General features: G+C 72.4%; 13 protein-coding genes. 7 read left to right on the forward strand and 6 right to left on the reverse strand.

Features of this window, described 5'->3' with window-relative positions:
* Positions 1 to 42: 42 nt before the first annotated feature.
* Positions 43 to 1,890 (reverse strand): thiamine pyrophosphate-requiring protein, encoded by a 1,848-nt coding sequence (locus tag ABZS77_RS25965; protein WP_354827847.1) that lies wholly within the window; start codon positions 1,888 to 1,890, stop codon positions 43 to 45.
* 118 nt (positions 1,891 to 2,008) lie between these two features.
* On the opposite strand from ABZS77_RS25965, the gene ABZS77_RS25970 reads away from it, so the two are divergent.
* From ABZS77_RS25970 to ABZS77_RS25980, 3 genes are read left to right on the forward strand one after another with little or no spacing between them, the layout of a single operon-like run.
* Positions 2,009 to 2,821, forward strand: coding sequence for an RNA methyltransferase (locus ABZS77_RS25970; protein WP_354827850.1), 813 nt, complete (start codon positions 2,009 to 2,011; stop codon positions 2,819 to 2,821).
* Positions 2,822 to 2,849: 28 nt separating this feature from the next.
* On the forward strand, positions 2,850 to 4,301 hold the full coding sequence (gene argG, locus ABZS77_RS25975; RefSeq protein WP_354827852.1) for an argininosuccinate synthase: 1,452 nt from the start codon (positions 2,850 to 2,852) through the stop codon (positions 4,299 to 4,301).
* A gap of 52 nt (positions 4,302 to 4,353) precedes the next feature.
* Positions 4,354 to 6,147, forward strand: coding sequence for a PucR family transcriptional regulator (locus ABZS77_RS25980; protein ID WP_354827855.1), 1,794 nt, complete (start codon positions 4,354 to 4,356; stop codon positions 6,145 to 6,147).
* Positions 6,148 to 6,252: 105 nt separating this feature from the next.
* On the opposite strand, the gene ABZS77_RS25985 is transcribed toward ABZS77_RS25980, so the two are convergent.
* Positions 6,253 to 7,605: a hypothetical protein gene (locus tag ABZS77_RS25985; protein WP_354827858.1), complete on the reverse strand. Its 1,353-nt coding sequence runs from the start codon at positions 7,603 to 7,605 to the stop codon at positions 6,253 to 6,255.
* Between the two features lie 82 nt (positions 7,606 to 7,687).
* Here ABZS77_RS25985 and murD point away from each other — a divergent pair, with 82 nt between their 5' ends.
* On the forward strand, positions 7,688 to 9,034 hold the full coding sequence (gene murD / locus ABZS77_RS25990) for a UDP-N-acetylmuramoyl-L-alanine--D-glutamate ligase (protein ID WP_354827860.1): 1,347 nt from the start codon (positions 7,688 to 7,690) through the stop codon (positions 9,032 to 9,034).
* 1 nt (position 9,035) lies between these two features.
* Here murD and ABZS77_RS25995 read toward each other — a convergent pair whose 3' ends face one another.
* The 3 genes from ABZS77_RS25995 to ABZS77_RS26005 form a co-directional block, all read right to left on the reverse strand.
* Entirely contained in the window at positions 9,036 to 9,545 is a 510-nt protein-coding gene (locus tag ABZS77_RS25995) for a DUF6114 domain-containing protein (protein WP_354827863.1), read from the reverse strand.
* A gap of 1 nt (position 9,546) precedes the next feature.
* Positions 9,547 to 10,176 carry a DUF6230 family protein gene (locus tag ABZS77_RS26000; RefSeq protein WP_354827866.1) on the reverse strand — a complete coding sequence of 210 codons (630 nt, stop codon included), beginning with the start codon at positions 10,174 to 10,176 and terminating at the stop codon, positions 9,547 to 9,549.
* A gap of 181 nt (positions 10,177 to 10,357) precedes the next feature.
* The gene (locus tag ABZS77_RS26005) at positions 10,358 to 11,116 is read right to left on the reverse strand and encodes a TetR/AcrR family transcriptional regulator (RefSeq protein ID WP_354827869.1); all 759 of its coding nucleotides are present in this window, start codon (positions 11,114 to 11,116) and stop codon (positions 10,358 to 10,360) included.
* Between the two features lie 396 nt (positions 11,117 to 11,512).
* Here ABZS77_RS26005 and ABZS77_RS26010 point away from each other — a divergent pair, with 396 nt between their 5' ends.
* Complete coding sequence (locus tag ABZS77_RS26010; protein WP_354827872.1) at positions 11,513 to 12,196, forward strand: Tat pathway signal sequence domain protein; 684 nt, start codon at positions 11,513 to 11,515, stop codon at positions 12,194 to 12,196.
* 63 nt (positions 12,197 to 12,259) lie between these two features.
* Here ABZS77_RS26010 and ABZS77_RS26015 read toward each other — a convergent pair whose 3' ends face one another.
* Positions 12,260 to 13,225: a hypothetical protein gene (locus ABZS77_RS26015; RefSeq protein ID WP_354827874.1), complete on the reverse strand. Its 966-nt coding sequence runs from the start codon at positions 13,223 to 13,225 to the stop codon at positions 12,260 to 12,262.
* Positions 13,226 to 13,403: 178 nt separating this feature from the next.
* Here ABZS77_RS26015 and ABZS77_RS26020 point away from each other — a divergent pair, with 178 nt between their 5' ends.
* Together ABZS77_RS26020 and ABZS77_RS26025 are read left to right on the forward strand one after the other, a co-directional pair.
* Entirely contained in the window at positions 13,404 to 14,702 is a 1,299-nt protein-coding gene (locus ABZS77_RS26020) for an aspartate aminotransferase family protein (protein WP_354827877.1), read from the forward strand.
* On the forward strand, positions 14,699 to 16,186 hold the full coding sequence (locus tag ABZS77_RS26025) for a CoA-acylating methylmalonate-semialdehyde dehydrogenase (RefSeq protein WP_354827880.1): 1,488 nt from the start codon (positions 14,699 to 14,701) through the stop codon (positions 16,184 to 16,186). The genes ABZS77_RS26020 and ABZS77_RS26025 overlap by 4 nt, the downstream gene beginning before the upstream one ends.
* Positions 16,187 to 16,229 lie beyond the last annotated feature (43 nt).

Here is a 16,229-nt window from a genome sequence, read left to right on the forward strand (position 1 = left end):
GGTCGACGTCAGCGGAGCCGGGTGGCGGCAGGCCGGCCCCGGTCAGCTCTCCCGGCGGCGGGGGCGGTAGCTGGCGATCGTGGCGGGTAGGCCGCGGCGGATGATGCCGGCCCAGTCGGTGTCACCGCGCAGCACCGCCGCGGCGGTCTTGCGGGCCTGCTCGGCGGTGAAGTGCGGCGGCAGCATCAGCTCGGCCGGGTCGACCAGCGCGTTGATCACCACCGGTCGGTCGGCGGTGAGTGCCCGGTCCCAGGCCCCCGGCACCTGCTCGGGCGACTCGACCAGCTCGCCGTGCAACCCGAGGACCTCCGCCCACCGGTGGTAGGCGATGTCCGGCAGTTGCTGGCTGTCCGGGAACATCGGCGTCCCCTCCGAGGAGCGCTGCTCCCAGCTGACGAACGCCAGGTCCCGGTTGTTGAGCACCAGCACCACGAACCGGGGGTCGGCCCAGCTGCGCCAGTACTTCGCCACCGTGATCAGCTCGTTGACGCCGTTCATCTGCATGGCGCCGTCGCCGATCAGCGCGACGAGCGGCCGGTCCGGGTGGGCGAACTTGGCGCTCAGCGCGTACGGCATGGCGCCGCCCATGGACAGCAGCGTGCCGGAGAGGCTGGCCAGCATTCCGGGGCGGACCTGGATGTGCCGGGCGTACCAGGCGGTGGTGGTGCCACAGTCGACGGCGAGCATCACGTCGTCGGGCAGCCGCTGGTTGAGGGTGTGGAAGAGCAGTTGCGGGTTGACCGGGTCGGCGCTCTGCTCGGCCAGGTCGCGCTGCGTCCGGCGCCACGCCGAGGTGGTCTCGGCGACCTTCGCCCGCCAGGCGGTCGGCCCGGGGCCGGGGCCCAGCTCGTTCAGCAGCGCCCGCAGGGTGGGGGCCGCGTCGCCGGTCAGGTTCACCTCGGTCGGGTAGCGCAGTCCGAGCTGGGTGCCGTCGAGGTCGATCTGCACGGCGCGGGCCTGCCCGGGCGGCGGGTAGAACTCCGAGTACGGCATGTTGCTGCCGACGATCAGCAGCCGGTCGCAGCCGGTCATCAGCTGCCAGCTCGGTCGGGTGCCCAGGAGTCCGATCGCGCCGGTGACCCACGGCTCGCGGTGGTCGACGGCGGTGAAGCCGAGCAACGCGGTCGCCACCCCGGCGCCGAGCCGGTGGGCGATCTCGCGGACCTCGTCGCGGGCGCCGAGCGCGCCCTGCCCCACCAGCATCGCCACCCGCTCTCCGCCGCGCAGCACCTCGGCGGCGCGGCGTACGTCCGCCTCCGGTGGCACGGTCGGCGCGCTGCTCGGCGCGTTGCTGGTCTGGTAGTAGCCGTGCGCGTGCGGCGGGTCCACCACTGCCGGCTCGTCCTGCACGTCCAGCGGCAGGATCAGGGCGGTCACGGTACGCCGGGCCAACGCCGTGCGGCAGGCCCGGTCGACGAGGTGCCGGACCTGCGCCGGATTGTCGAGCTGGGCGAGGAACGCCGCGGCCACGTCCTTGTAGAGGGCGAGCAGGTCGACCTCCTGGTAGTAGCCGCCGCCCTCGGCGGTGGTCGCCGTGTGCCCGACTAGGGCCACCACCGGCTGGTGGTCGAGTTTGGCGTCGTACAGCCCGTTGAGCAGGTGGATGGCACCCGGACCGCTGGTCACCAGCGCGCAGCCCAACGGGCCACCGCCGTACTTGACGTGCGCGGAGGCGGCGAACCCGGCGGTCTCCTCGTGGCGTACCTGGATGAACTGGGCCCGCTCGCCGGCGCGTTGCAGCGCGGAGGTCATGCCGTTGATGCCGTCGCCGGGATAGCCGAAGTAGCGGTGCACACCCCAGCTCGCCAGCCGGGACACGATGTGGTCCGCGACTGTCGGGTTCCGGGGCAGAGGGCCGGTCTCGTACGGCACGGTGCGGTCGGTGCTCACCTGGCTGCTTCCTTCCGTCCGGTCCGGTTCTCCCTCGGTCGTTCCCCTTCTCCATCGGACAAAACACCACGCGGGCCGGGCTGCGGAGGCCGGACGCGCCGTCCGGCAGAATCGTCGGGTGTCCGTCCACCAGATCACCGATCCCGACGACGAGCGGATCGCCGACTACCGCGCGCTCACCGACGTCGAGCTGCGCACCCGCTGGGAACCGCCGCACGGCCTGTTCATCGCCGAGGGGGAACTGGTGCTGCGCCGGGCGCTGCGCGCGGGATACCCCGCCCGGTCGTACCTGGTGGACGCCAAGCGTGTCGACCAGCTCGCCGACCTCGACGCCGGCGACACGCCTGTCTACGCCGCGACACCCGACGTGCTGCAACGGGCCACCGGGTTCCACGTACACCGGGGAGTGCTTGCGTCGTTCCACCGCCGGCCGCTGCCGACGGCGGCCGAGGTGCTCGACGCCGCGCGCCGCGTGCTGATCCTGGAGGACGTCAACAACCACACCAACCTGGGGGCGATCTTCCGGGGGGCCGCCGCGCTCGGCATCGACGGGGTGCTGCTGTCGCCGTCCTGTGCCGATCCGCTGTACCGCCGCAGCGTGCGGGTCAGCATGGGCGAGGTCTTCGCCATGCCGTACGCCAAGCTCGATCCCTGGCCGGCGGGCCTGGACCAGGTACGACAGGCGGGTTTCACGGTGTTGGCCATGACGCCGGCCCCGGACGCCGTACCGATCCAGCGGCTGACCCCGGCGCAGCGTGGGCGGGCGGCGCTGCTGCTCGGGGCCGAGGGGCCGGGCCTCACGGCGGCGGCGCAGTCCGCCAGTGACGTCCGGGTGGTCATCCCGATGCGGCGTGGAGTGGACTCGTTGAACGTCGCCGCCGCCGCGGCCGTGGCGTTCTGGGAACTGGGTCGCGACGATCAGCTTGCATGACCATGCGTCTTGTTGAATAATCTTTCCCGTGTCCAAGGTTCTCACCTCCCTGCCCATCGGCGAACGTGTCGGCATCGCCTTCTCCGGCGGCCTCGACACCTCGGTCGCGGTCGCGTGGATGCGCGACAAGGGCGCCGTCCCCTGCGCCTACACGGCCGACATCGGCCAGTACGACGAGCCCGACATCGCCTCGGTGCCCGGTCGCGCCCTCAGCTACGGCGCCGAGGTCGCCCGGCTCGTCGACTGCCGCGCCGCCCTGGTCGAGGAGGGTCTGGCGGCGTTGACCTGCGGGGCGTTCCACATCCGTTCCGGCGGGCGCGCGTACTACAACACCACCCCGCTGGGCCGGGCCGTGACCGGCACCCTGCTGGTCCGGGCGATGATCTCCGACGACGTCCAGATCTGGGGCGACGGGTCGACCTTCAAGGGCAACGACATCGAGCGGTTCTACCGGTACGGCCTGCTGGCCAACCCGCAGCTGCGCATCTACAAGCCGTGGCTCGACACCGCCTTCGTCACCGAACTCGGTGGCCGCAAGGAGATGTCGGAGTGGCTGCTCGACCGTGACCTGCCGTACCGGGACACCACCGAGAAGGCGTACTCCACCGACGCCAACATCTGGGGCGCCACGCACGAGGCGAAGACCCTGGAGCACCTCGACACCGGCATCGAGACCGTCAACCCGATCATGGGCGTCCGCTTCTGGGACCTGTCGGTGGAGATCCCCACCGAGGACGTCACGATCGGCTTCGACCAGGGCCGCCCGGTGACGATCAACGGCAAGGAGTTCGGCAGCCCCGTCGACCTGGTGCTGGAGGCCAACGCCATCGGCGGTCGGCACGGCCTGGGCATGTCCGACCAGATCGAGAACCGGATCATCGAGGCCAAGAGCCGGGGCATCTACGAGGCGCCCGGCATGGCGTTGCTGCACGCCGCGTACGAGCGGCTCGTCAACGCCATCCACAACGAGGACACCCTGGCGAACTACCACAACGAGGGCCGCCGCCTCGGTCGCCTCATGTACGAGGGCCGCTGGCTGGACCCGCAGGCGCTGATGCTGCGCGAGTCGTTGCAGCGCTGGGTCGGCACGGCGGTCACCGGCGAGGTGACGTTGCGGCTGCGCCGGGGCGAGGACTACTCGATCCTGGACACCACCGGCCCTGCGTTCAGCTACCACCCGGACAAGCTGTCGATGGAGCGTACCGAGGACTCGGCGTTCGGCCCGTCGGACCGGATCGGCCAGCTCACCATGCGCAACCTGGACATCGCCGACTCGCGGGCGAAGCTGGAGCAGTACGCCTCCCTCGGCATGGTCGGCGGCGGGGCTCCGCAGCGGATGATCGGCGCCGCGCAGGCGGCCTCGACGGGGCTGATCGGCGCGATGCCGGAGGGCGGCGCGGAGGCCATCGCCTCCCGGGGTGTCGCCTCCGCCGCCGACGAGGCGCTCGACCGGGCCGCCATGGAGTTCGGCGTGGACTGAGCACCACCCCGGCGCGTCGAGATCCGGCATCACGGACGGTAGCGTTGCGGCCGTGTTCCCTACCGTCCGTGAGGTCCTCGCCCTGGATCCGGTCCGCCACGGCGCTCCGCGCGTCGTCGCCGGAGACGCGGGGCTGGACCGGCCCGTCCGCTGGGTGCACGTGGCCGAGGTGCCGGACATCGCCACCCTGCTGGGCGGCGGCGAGCTGGTCCTCACCACCGGCATCGGCCTGCCGGGCGACGACGCGGGACTGCGGGCGTTCATCGGGGACCTCGCCGACGTCGGCGTCTCCGGTCTCGTCGTCGAGCTGGGCCGCCGCTACGTCAGCGGCGTGCCCCGGGTGATGGCCGCCGCCGCCGAGCGGCGCGGGCTGCCCCTGGTGGAGCTGCGACGGGCCACCCCGTTCGTCCGGATCACCGAGGCGGTGCACGCGTTGATCGTCGACGCGCAGCTCACCGAGCTGCGCGCCACCGAGGAGATCCACCAGCGGTTCAACGACCTCTCCGTCGAGGGTGCCGACGCCGCCGAGGTGATCCGGCAGGCCGCCGAGCTGTCCGGCTGCCCGGTGGTGCTGGAGAACCTGTCCCGGCAGGTCCTCGGGTACGACCCCGCGGGTGAGAGCGCCGAGCTGCTGCTCGACGGCTGGGAGCAGCACTCGCGGCGGATCCGGCCGGCCGGGCGGACCGCGTACGACCCGGACAGCGGCTGGCTGGTGACCACCGTCGGCGCCCGTGGGCAGGACTGGGGGCGGCTGCTGCTGCGCTGGCCGGCCAGCGGCGACGTGCCCACCCGTGCCGGTGAGCCGGCCGGTGGCCCGCCCACCCGGCTCAGCATCCTGATCGAGCGGGCCGCGTCGACGCTCGCGCTGGGCCGGCTGATCCGCCGCGACGCCGAGGGTCTGGAACGGCAGATCCACCGCACCCTGCTCACCGCGCTGCTCGACCACTCCCGGCCGGTGGACGAGGTGGCGCTGCGCGCCAAGGCGCTCGGCGTGCTGCTCGACCGGCGGCACCTGGTCGGTGTGATGGTCCGCCACCGCGCGGACGACCCCGCCGGGGAGGTCGGCCCCGAGGCCGGTCAGGCCCGACTGCGCGACCTGTCCGAAGCGGTCGGTCAGGCCCTGCGGGAGGCGAAACTGACGGCGCTGACCAGCGCCGTCGACGACAACTCGGTGGGCGCGCTGCTGGCTCTGACCGACCCGGCCGCCGAGGACCGCGCGCTGTCCGCGTTCGCCAGCGCACTTCGTCGGGTACGCCTCGACGCCGGCTCCGGCCGCGCGCCCGCCGCCGGCGAGGCGTCCCGGTCGGCCACCGGCGCTGATGTGTCGCGCCCGGCGCCCGGTGCGGAGCCCGCGCGGGCGGTGGCAGGTGTCGACCCGTCCCGGGGTGGAGGCGGTGGCGGGGTGATCGTGGCCGCCGGGTCCGGCGTGAGCAGTCTGCGCGAAGCCCGCCGGTCGCTGGTCGAGGCGCGGCAGATCGCCGAGGCCGCCCGCCGGGACCGGCGGGACCTGCCGATCTTCCGGCTGCCCCACGTCGGCCTGGCCGGGCTGCTGCACCTGCTGCGCGACGAGCCCCGGTTGCAGACCTTCGTCGAGGGCGAACTCGGCGCGCTGCTGGAGTACGACGCCCGGCACCCTCGGGAGCAGCTGCTCGACACCCTGCGCGCCTACCTGGAGCAGGGCCGCAACAAGTCCGCAGGCGCGGCCGCGGCCCACCTGTCCCGCCCGGCCTTCTACGAACGTCTGGCCCGCATCGCCCGAATCCTCGACGCGGACCTGGACTCGGTGGAGACCAGCCTCTCCCTGCACGTGGCCCTGCTGGCCCTGGAAGCGGTCCGCACCCCCTGATCCGGCCGACCCCGCCGGCCCTCCCAGCCACCCGCGTTGATCATGAGGTTGTCGCCGTGACACGCCGGTGCGAGTGGCGACAACCTCATGATCAACGGGGGAGGGTCAGGCGCCGAGGGCGGTCAGGGCCTTCGCATAGGTGGGCGGGATGTGGTTCGGGCCGCCGGGGGTGAAGACGTCCGAATTGGCCACCGCCGACCAGGCCGTGGCCGGTACGGCGTCGACCAGGGCCCGGATCACCGGGGCGTCGCGCCACTGGTCCTGTTCGGCTAGCAGGCCGAGGGCCACCACCGACTCCTCGACCTCGCCGACGCACTCGAACGGCTTGTGCCCGTCCACGCCGAGCAGCTCCCGGTAGCCGGGAATCTGCTCCGGGTCGGCCAGCAGGTCACCGCCGAAGATGCCCACCACCCGCTCCCGGGCCATGAACGGCGCCATGGCGAGGAAGACGAACCGGCACTTCGGGCAGTCCCGGCACCAGCGCTCACTCGCGTCGCGCAGCTTGAACGCCTGGTTGCAGCTGGTCACCACGTCGTCGTACCTGGTGAACTCGGCGAACAGCCGGGCGATGTGCAGCTCGGACAGCGAGCGCAGCAGTGAGAAGTACGGTTCGGTCAGGCCGGCGTGCTCGGCGAGCGACGCCCGCAGCAGCCCCTCGGCCTCGACTCCCTTGGACCACTGGTGGTTGATCTCGTGGCCGTCCCAGACGAGGTTCGGGTCGGACGCCGAACGCTCGTTCGACATCACCACCGGGCCCAGCCCGTGCAGCACGGCCGTGGCCACCGCGATAAGCGAGTTGATCGCCGTCACCGGGATGTGCCCGTTCAGCGCGCCCGACGCGTTCAGGTCGAACAGCACCGGGTCGATCCGCCGCCGGGCGGCCAGCGGGGTCAGGCCGGACGCCTCGTTCACCGAGACGATCACGTGGTTCGGGTTGACCGAGAACGGCACCGGATCCAGGTCGGCGCGGCGCAGCGCCTCCAGGCTGACGATCGAGTCCTTGCCGCCGCCCACCGCCGAGAGGGGGCGACGGTCGGAGTCGTCGTACACCCGGGGTGGCGTCACCACCCCGGCCGGGACCTCCGGGCGGAGCTGGAGTACGTGCGGCAGCTGGTTGCGGTACGCGTACTCGGCGAGGCCCTTGGTGTAGACGGCCGTCACGTAGTCGACGGTGGCCGCGCCCAGCGGCGCCGGCAGCACCAGCCGGGGCGGTGCGGCGGCCTTGTAGTAGCTGACCCCGGCGACGAGGTGCAGCACCTCCAGCACCCGGTCGAGGGTCGCTACCGTCTCGTCCGACGGCGGCTCGGCCGGCAGCGGGAGGGTGATCACCTCGGTGAACCGCTGCTCACCGGCCGGGCCGGTCAGAGCGTAGTCGAACAACACCTCGCCGGTGGCGAAGTCGATCGAGTAGGACGGAAAGGTGAAGGCGTCCATCCGCCGGAGCTGCTCGTTGGGCACACGCCATACTAGGCCCTGGTTCGTCCGGCCGTGTCCGGACCGGGCCCGCCCAACCGTCGTCGTGATGTCCGAGGAGAGTCCCGTGCGCCTGTCTGACCTGCGCGGACGTACCGTCGCCGTCTGGGGGACCGGTCGGGAGGGCCGGGCCGCTGTGACCGCGATCGCCGCGCACGGCCCGGCCCAGCTGGTGGCCGTGGACGACAGCGCCAACTTCCTGTCGCTGCCCTGGGATGGCCCGCTGGCCGAGGCGGCGCCGCTGGTCACCGGCGAGGCGGGGTTCGAGCAGCTCGCCGCCGCCGACGTGGTGGTCCGCTCGCCGGGCGTGCCGCAGACCCACCCGTGGCTGGTCGAGCTGCGCCGGCGCGGTGTGCCGGTCACCCAGGGCACCGCGCTGTGGATGGCCGACCACGCGGCGCGCACCGTGGGGGTCACCGGCAGCAAGGGCAAGAGCACCACCTCCAGCCTGATCAGCCATCTGCTGACGGCGACGGGCCGGCCGAACGTCTTCGGCGGCAACATCGGCGTGCCCACCCTCGACCTGCCCGAGTCCGAGCTGTACGTGCTGGAGCTGTCCAGCTACCAGTGCAGTGACCTCACCGACTCGCCCCGGGTGGCGGTGGTCACCGCGTTGTTCCCCGAGCACCTGGACGCGCACGGCGGGGAACGCGAGTACTACCGGGACAAGCTCAACCTCCTCGCCCACGACCCGGAGACGATCGTGGTCAACGGCGGCGATCCCCGGCTCGCCGCCGAGCTGGGGGAGCTGCCGGCGGTGCGGGCCGGCCGTCCGGACACCGCCCACGTCGCGGCCGGCGCGGACGGCACGCCCTGGTTCCACCTCGGCGACCAGCCGCTCTTCCCGCGCGCCGTGCTGCCGCTGGTGGGCCGGCACAACGAGGGCAACCTGTGTGTCGCCCTCGCCGTGCTCGACGCGCTCGGCATCGACGTGGTGTCCGAGAAGGACAGCCTCGCCATCGCCGTCGCCGAGTTCCAGGGGCTGGCCCACCGGCTCACCGAGATCACCGACCCGTCCGGCCTGACGTTCGTCGACGACACGCTTGCCACCAGCCCGTACGCGGCCATGCACGCCATCGACGCGTACGAGGGGCGGCCGTTGACGGTGATCGTCGGCGGCAACGACCGGGGGCTGGACTACGCCCCGCTGGCTGAGCACCTGGCCGAACGGGAGCTGACCGTGATCGGGATCCCGGACAGCGGCGCCCGCATCGTCGAGGCGCTCGCCGGCCTGCCCACGGTGCGTACCGAACTGGTCGACGACCTGGTGGACGCGGTCCGGCTGTCCCGGGAGGTGACCCCGGCCGGCGGTGTGGTGCTGCTGTCGCCGGCGGCGCCGAGCTACGGCCGGTTCCGCAACTTCGAGCACCGCTCCGAGGTGTTCGCGCAGGCGGTCGCCGACACCGCCGGCTGAGTCAGCCCCGGTCGGCCGGGCTGGGGTCCGGTGACTGCATTCCGGGCAGCAGCACGGTGTCGGTGTCGTCTCCGTCCTCGGGTGGCGCGGGTGCGACGGGTTCCGTCGTGGCACCGGAGGGTCGGTGGTTCTTGTCCGGTGTCCAGGCGAATGCGAGTGCCCCGCCGGTCAGGGCCAGCAGCATCCCGACCACGAAGCCGCCCAGGTTCGAGGTCAACCAGGAGACCAGCCCGAGTACCAGCGAGACCACGGCGTAGAAGATCCGCTGCTGCGGAGTGGTGAGCAGCAGGACCCCGCAGATGACCAGGATGGTGGGTACCAGGTAGGCGGCGAGCCCCTGCGGCCCGATGTGCAGCAGCACACCGAGCGGCGCGCGGAGGGTCGCCAGCATCTCCGCGCCTCCGAGAATGAGCAGCACGGCGGCGGTGAACGGGCGGGCCCGCCGCCAGCGGCGCCACCGCCCGCGGGATCCGCGGACGGCCGGCGCTGTCTGGTGTCGTTCGCTGCTCACGTCAGCACCCGTCGGGGGTGAACGCCATGCGCAGGTTTGGCAGGTTGAAGACGGCCGCCGTGGTGGCGTAGTTGTTCTGCCGCAGGTTCTCGATGACGACCGAGTCCGCCTGCTGTGAGAAGACGCCCGGGTTGCCCTTCACACCGGGCACCTTGTCCAGGGTGCTGGCGTCCTGTCCGACGTCGATGTTGCGGAAGGCGGCGTCACCGGCGACCTCGTCACCGTCGACGACCAGGGTCCGGGCGGTGACGGGCTTGTCGCCGCCGCCAGCGGTGATCTTCAGGAAGATGCCGCCGAGGTTGATGCTCTGGCAGAGGTTGGTCAGCTCGGCCTTGTCGATCGCCGAGACCATCACCAGGACCTGCCCGCCGGTGTCGCCCTGGTTGGGGCTGTCCGGGATCATCTGGTCGAGAGTGGCGAACTGCTCGAACCCGGTGCCGGTGAGCTTGTCGGCGGTGACGGTGAACGGCATTCCGGAGATGGCGAACTGCGCGCCCAGCACGCCCTGGGCGGTGAGCATGATCATGCCGGCGGCGCCGGCCAGGACGATGCCGAACGTGGCGGTGAACCGGCGCCAGCGCACGCCGCTGCGCGGCGGGTCGGGTGCGATTGGTGTGGTCTCCTCCGACATGGTGACTCCCTTAAGATCATTCGTCGGCGACAATGGGAATTGCGACCCTGATCTGTGGTGGTGGACGCAGAGCCGAAGTTACCGCCGAGTAAAGGGCAGGTCAACGGAGGGTGGCAGTTATTTGGGCGGTATTTGTTAAATGCGGCCAAAGTGAAAAACCGCTGCGGTTTCCGACCGGTGGTCAGGAGTGGTGGACCGGTACGCACGGCGCGGCCGTGCTCGGGCCGTCGTCCGGCCGTATCGGCCGGGTCGCCCGGGTTGCGCCCTCGGTGCCCAGGAACGGCGCCACGGCCGCGTAGGTGAGCACGGGCAGCAGTTGCGGCAACTCGGCCGCCCGGCCCTGCGCCACACGTCCCCGGATGGTGGCGTAGATGCCGCCGACCACGGTGGACACCAACTCGTCGCGGCCCACGTCGGCCAGCGTCGGCCCCGGGCCGGCGTCGGCGAAGAACCGGCGGAAGCTGCTGAGCAGCGCGTCGCGCTCGCGGCGGGCGTCCGGGCCGGCCGCGTCCACCTCGACGAGTGCCATGCGGGCGAACGCCGGCACGCTCGCCAGCACCTCCAGCAGGGTGCGCAGCGCGGCGCGTGCCGCGTCCGGCCAGGTCGGGCCGGCCTCGCGGTAGGCGCTCTCCATCAGCTGGGACACCACGGCGATCCCGTGCCGGTACGCGGCGAGAAAGGCGTCCTCCTTGCCGGTGAAGAGGGCGTAGAACGCCGGCCGGGTCACGCCCGCGGCGTGGCAGATGTCGCTGACCCGGGCGTTGTCGTAGCCCTTCGTCGCCACCTCGTGCACGAGCCCGTCGAAGAGGCGGTCGCGCTGGGTGGCGGCCACGACCTCCGCGGAGACCCGGCGTGGGCCGCGCTTGATCGCGCGGTCCGGGTCGCGGCCCGGGCGCGCGCCCGGCAGGGGCGCCGGCGGTGGGTGGCTCTGCGTGGTCAACTCATTGACCTCCTTTGATTCGTTGACTTTGCGACCCTCCGGGGTTTATAACTTTCCTCACGCTCAGTTGATACCCCCGTCACCTTTGGTGATCTCCCCGGATGGTCACCCCGACTCGTCGAAGGAGGGCTCGATGGCTGCCATTATCGCCGAACACGAACGCTCTCCCAATGCCGGAAAGGCGCAGGTGACGCGGCTACGCCGCAGTGCACCACGCCGCGCCGCCCGCTGACCCCGCGGCGCCTTCCGTCACCCGCGGTCGACCCGACGGTCGCCCGGCACCTCCACCACCACCGTCCACCATGGACGGCCACACTCCCCGCCCGGTCCTACCCACCCGGCGGTGACCGCCTGTGCGGTCCGCTCGTTCCCGTCCCACCACCGGAAGGAAACACCATGCTCAGGTACGGAAAGATCGGCGGGGGCCTCGTCGCCCTCGCGCTGCTCACCGGCCTCGTGGCCGGCACGCCAGCCTCCGCCGACCCGTCGGCCGCGCTCGCCGGCAACGTCCTGACCTACCCGACGGCCGGCGGCACCGCCGTCGCCGTCAACGACGTCATCCAGGCCAGCCTCAAGACCGGCACCAACGCCACCTTCTACAACTCGACCTCCGGCACCACCGGCATCAAGTGCGCCGCGTCGAGCTTCAGCGCCAAGGTGCTCACCAACCCGACCGCACCGGGCACCGCCACCGAGAGCCTCACCGCCCAGAGCTTCGGCACCTGCACCACGAACGTGTTCGGCACCACCGGGGTGCAGAGCATCGCCCTCAACAACCTGCCGTACGCCACCTCCGTCACCAGCGCCGGCGTGGTAAAGATCTCCGGCACCGCGGCGGCGCCGGTCCAGAGCACCGTCGTGCTGAACTCGCTGCTCGGCGCGATCACCTGCGTCTACCGGACCAGCACCAACAGCCTCACCGGCGCGGCGGCCAACGCCACCAACTCGATCACCTTCACCAACCAGCCGTTCACCAAGTTCTCCGGCCCGTCCCTCTGCTTCGGCACCGCGTACTTCTCGGCGACGTACTCGCCGGTGCGGGACAGCAGCAAGGGCAACGCCGCCGTCTACGTGAACTGACCCCCGTTCCACCGGGCCGGTGCGCGGCGATCCGCCGTGCGCCGGCCCCCGACCGTGCCCGGGTCAGCCGGCGGTCGGCGCCGCGTGCAGGGCGCGCATCGACCGGATGGCGGAGCGGATCTCCTGGAGGTAGCGCCCCGGCGTGAGCGTCTGCTCGGGCAGTACCGCCGGGTCGCTCAGCGCCGGGTCCACCCCGACGGTGTCGATGTGGCATCCGTACGGGATGGCCAGGGTGCGCAGCGCGTCGCAGTGCTGGAACGGCACGTAGATCGGCGCGGTGACCATCAGCACCTCGTCGCCCGGGGCGAGCTGCGCGTGCCCGGCCCAGAACCGCTGCGTGTCGGCGGTGTGCGCCCGCCGCCGGTCCGGTTCGCTGGACGGCGCGGCGAGTACCCGTACCGGCGGCAGGCCCGCCGGTCGGTAGGTTCGCGACGACCAGGAGTGGTGCGGGTGTCCGGCGTCGACGCCGTCGCGCTCCGCCGGCGCGGCCACCCCGAACACCCGCCGGACCGCCGTGTCCAGGACGTCGACCTCGGTGTCGTCGGCCGGCAGTCCGGCGTCGGCCAGCGTCGCGCGCTCCCACCCGGACAGCGGCCGGAAGCTGCCCAGCACGGCCACCTCGCCGCTGACCGTCAGGCCCGCGCGCAGCAGGTACGCGGCGTGGGCGACGCGGCGCACGCAGGCGTGCGCCAGACCGCCGAGCACCACCAGGTGGGCGTACGCGCCACGGGTCGGCGGCACCGGACGGATCAGCCCGAGCGCGGCTGCCGCGTCGAGCACCAGCGCGGCGGTGGCCGGGTCGAGGTCGGGCTCCCGGGCGTCGGGCCGTTCCCGGCCACCCCGGAAGTCCCAGTGTCGGGCGGAGAACTCGTCCAGGAACCGGAGCACCTCGGTGAGGTCACCGTCGGGCCAGGTGCCGCCGAAGCCGGCGACCAGGCGGCGGACCGGGTCGGCGCAGACCCACCCGGCGATGCCGGCGGCGGGCTCGCCCGGCGCGCCGACGGGCAGCGGTACGGGCAGCTCGGGCACCGCCGGATCGTACCGGGGCGTGGTTGCCGTCCCGTCATACGCCGAGCGCCGCCGGCGCCGGCGGGCGCTGACGCACTGTCAGGAGCGGATGCCCCCTGCGCTACACAGTGGCAGTTGTCCATGCCGGCCGGCGGTGGGAGCGTGCGGTATCCACGCATGCCGCTGAAGGGTTGCCACGATGACCGACGACCTGCTGGCCCGGCACCGGGCCGTGCTCCCGTCCTGGATGCCGCTGTACTACGCCGAGCCGATCGAGCTGGTGTCCGGCGCGGGCCGCCGGGTCGTCGACGCCCAGGGGCGCAGTTACCTGGACTTCTTCGGCGGGGTGCTGACGAACATGATCGGGTACGACATCCCGGAGATCCGGGAGGCGGTGGAGCGGCAGCTCGCCACCGGCGTCGTGCACACCTCGACGCTCTACCTGATCCGGCAGCAGGTCGAGCTGGCCGAGAAGATCGCGCAGCGCTCCGGCATCCCGGACGCCCGGGTGTTCTTCACCAACTCCGGCACCGAGGCGAACGAGGCCGCGTTGCTGGTCGCCACCAACCACCGCCGCTCGCACCAGATCCTGGCCGTGCGCAACAGTTACCACGGCCGGTCGTACGCGACGATGGGCGTCACCGGCAACCGCAACTGGTCGGCCAGCGGGCTCAACCCGCTCCAGGTGGCGTGGCTGCACTCGGGTGACCGGGTGCGCGGTCTGCTCGCGCGGCTCAGCGCCGAGGAGCAGGTCGACGCGGCGGTGGAGGACCTGCGCGAGGTGCTGGCCACCCAGACCTCCGGTGACGTGGCCGCGCTGATCGCCGAGCCGATCCAGGGCGTGGGCGGTTTCGTGCACCCGCCGGACGGGCTCTTCGTCGGGTGGAAGAAGGTCCTCGACGAGCACGGCATCCTGTTCATCGCCGACGAGGTGCAGACCGGCTGGGGGCGTACCGGGGAGCACTTCTGGGGCTACCAGGCGCACGGCGTCACCCCGGACCTGCTCACCTTCGCCAAGGGCATCGGCAACGGCTTCGCCCTCGCCGGGGTGGTCGGTCGGGCCGAGGTGCTCGAGTCGGTGCCGGCGATCAGCTTCTCCACGTTCGGCGGCAACCCGGTCTCCACGGCGGCCGGCAACGCGGTGCTCGACTACCTGCTCCAACACGACCTCCAGGCGAACGCGGCCCGCGTCGGCGCGATCCTCGCCGACGGCCTGCGGGCCGCCGTGGGCGGTCTCGACTGCGTCGCCGAGGTACGCGGAAAGGGGCTGATGCTCGGCGTCGAGTTCGTCCGGCCGGGCGGCAGCGAGCCCGACCCGGGGTTGACCAACCGGGTCTTCGAGGCGTGCCGCGCCGGTGGCCTGCTGGCCGGCAAGGGCGGCCTGTACGGCAACGTGCTGCGGATGGGTCCACCGTTGACGCTGACCGAGGAGGAGGCCCGCGAGGGTCTGGCGATCCTGGTCGACGCGATCCGCTCGTCGGCGGGGGTGGCGGCATGAGCATCGGGCACTTCATCGACGGCAAGCGGGTCGGCGGCACGTCCGAGCGGCGTGGTGACGTGTTCGATCCGGCGACGGGTCGGCGTACCGCCGAGGTCGAGCTGGCCTCGACCGCGGACGTCGACGTCGCGGTGCGGGCCGCCGCCCGCGCGGCCCGCGACTGGCGCGACGCGTCGCTGGCGAAGCGGTCGGCGGTGCTGTTCGCGTTCCGCGAGCTGGTGCACGCCCGCCGGGACCGGCTCGCCGAGGCGATCACGGCCGAGCACGGCAAGGTGCTCGCCGACGCCGCCGGCGAGGTGCAGCGCGGCCTGGAGGTCATCGAGTACGCCTGCGGCCTGCCCTCGGTGCTGCGCGGGGCGTTCAGCGAGAACGTGTCGACCGAGGTCGACTCGTACACGATCCGGCAACCGCTCGGGGTGGTGGCGGTGATCTCGCCGTTCAACTTCCCGGTGATGGTGCCGCTGTGGTTCGTGCCGGTGGCGGTGGCCTGCGGCAACGCGGTGGTGCTCAAGCCGAGCGAGAAGGACCCGAGCGCGGCGCTGCTGCTGGCGGAGTGGTTCGCCGAGGCAGGCCTGCCCGACGGGGTGCTCAACGTGGTCAACGGCGACAAGGAGGCCGTCGACGCGCTGCTGGACCACCCGGAGGTGCGCTCGGTGTCCTTCGTCGGCTCCACCCCGATCGCCCGGTACGTCTATCAGCGCGGCACCGCAGCCGGCAAGCGGGTGCAGGCGCTCGGCGGTGCGAAGAACCACATGGTGGTGCTGCCCGACGCCGACCTGGACCTGGCCGCCGACGCGGCGGTCAACGCCGGGTTCGGTTCGGCGGGGGAGCGGTGCATGGCCATCTCGGTGCTGGTGGCCGTGGAGCCGGTCGCGGACGCGCTCGTCGAGCGGATCGCCGCGCGGATGGCCGGCCTGCGTACCGGCGACGGGCGGCGGGGCTGCGACATGGGTCCGCTGGTCACCGCCGCGCACGCGGCGAAGGTGCGTTCCTACGTGGACGCCGGGGTGGCCGCCGGCGCGGTGCCGGTGGTGGACGGGCGGGACGTGACACCGGACGGCGACCCGGACGGCTTCTGGCTCGGCCCGACGCTCTTCGACCGGGTGACCCCGGAGATGTCGATCTACACCGACGAGATCTTCGGGCCGGTGCTGAGCGTGGTCCGGGTCGGCTCGTACGACGAGGCGGTGGAGCTGGTCAACGCAAGCCCGTACGGCAACGGCACGGCGATCTTCACGAACGACGGCGGGGCGGCCCGGCGCTACCAGCACGAGGTGGAGGTGGGCATGGTCGGGATCAACGTGCCGATCCCGGTGCCGATGGCGTACCACTCGTTCGGCGGCTGGAAGTCCTCGCTCTTCGGTGACCTGCACGCGCACGGCGAGGACGGGGTGCGGTTCTTCACCCGGGGCAAGGTGGTCACCAGCCGGTGGCTCGATCCCCGGCACGGCGGCGTCAACCTCGGGTTCCCGACCCAGACCTGAGCCGGCCTTCGCTGATAACGGTTCGACCCTCAGGACTTGAAGT

Source organism: Micromonospora sp. NPDC005298 (assembly GCF_040607375.1).
Lineage (GTDB): Bacteria > Actinomycetota > Actinomycetes > Mycobacteriales > Micromonosporaceae > Micromonospora.

What these genes read in the sequence shown, in the direction of transcription:
- ABZS77_RS26010 (WP_354827872.1), top strand. Translation starts at nt 11,513, where the DNA reads ATGCTCAGGTACGGAAAGATCGGCGGGGGCCTCGTCGCCCTCGCGCTG.
- ABZS77_RS26000 (WP_354827866.1), bottom strand. Translation starts at nt 10,176, where the DNA reads ATGTCGGAGGAGACCACACCAATCGCACCCGACCCGCCGCGCAGCGGC.
- ABZS77_RS26025 (WP_354827880.1), top strand. Translation starts at nt 14,699, where the DNA reads ATGAGCATCGGGCACTTCATCGACGGCAAGCGGGTCGGCGGCACGTCC.
- ABZS77_RS26020 (WP_354827877.1), top strand. Translation starts at nt 13,404, where the DNA reads ATGACCGACGACCTGCTGGCCCGGCACCGGGCCGTGCTCCCGTCCTGG.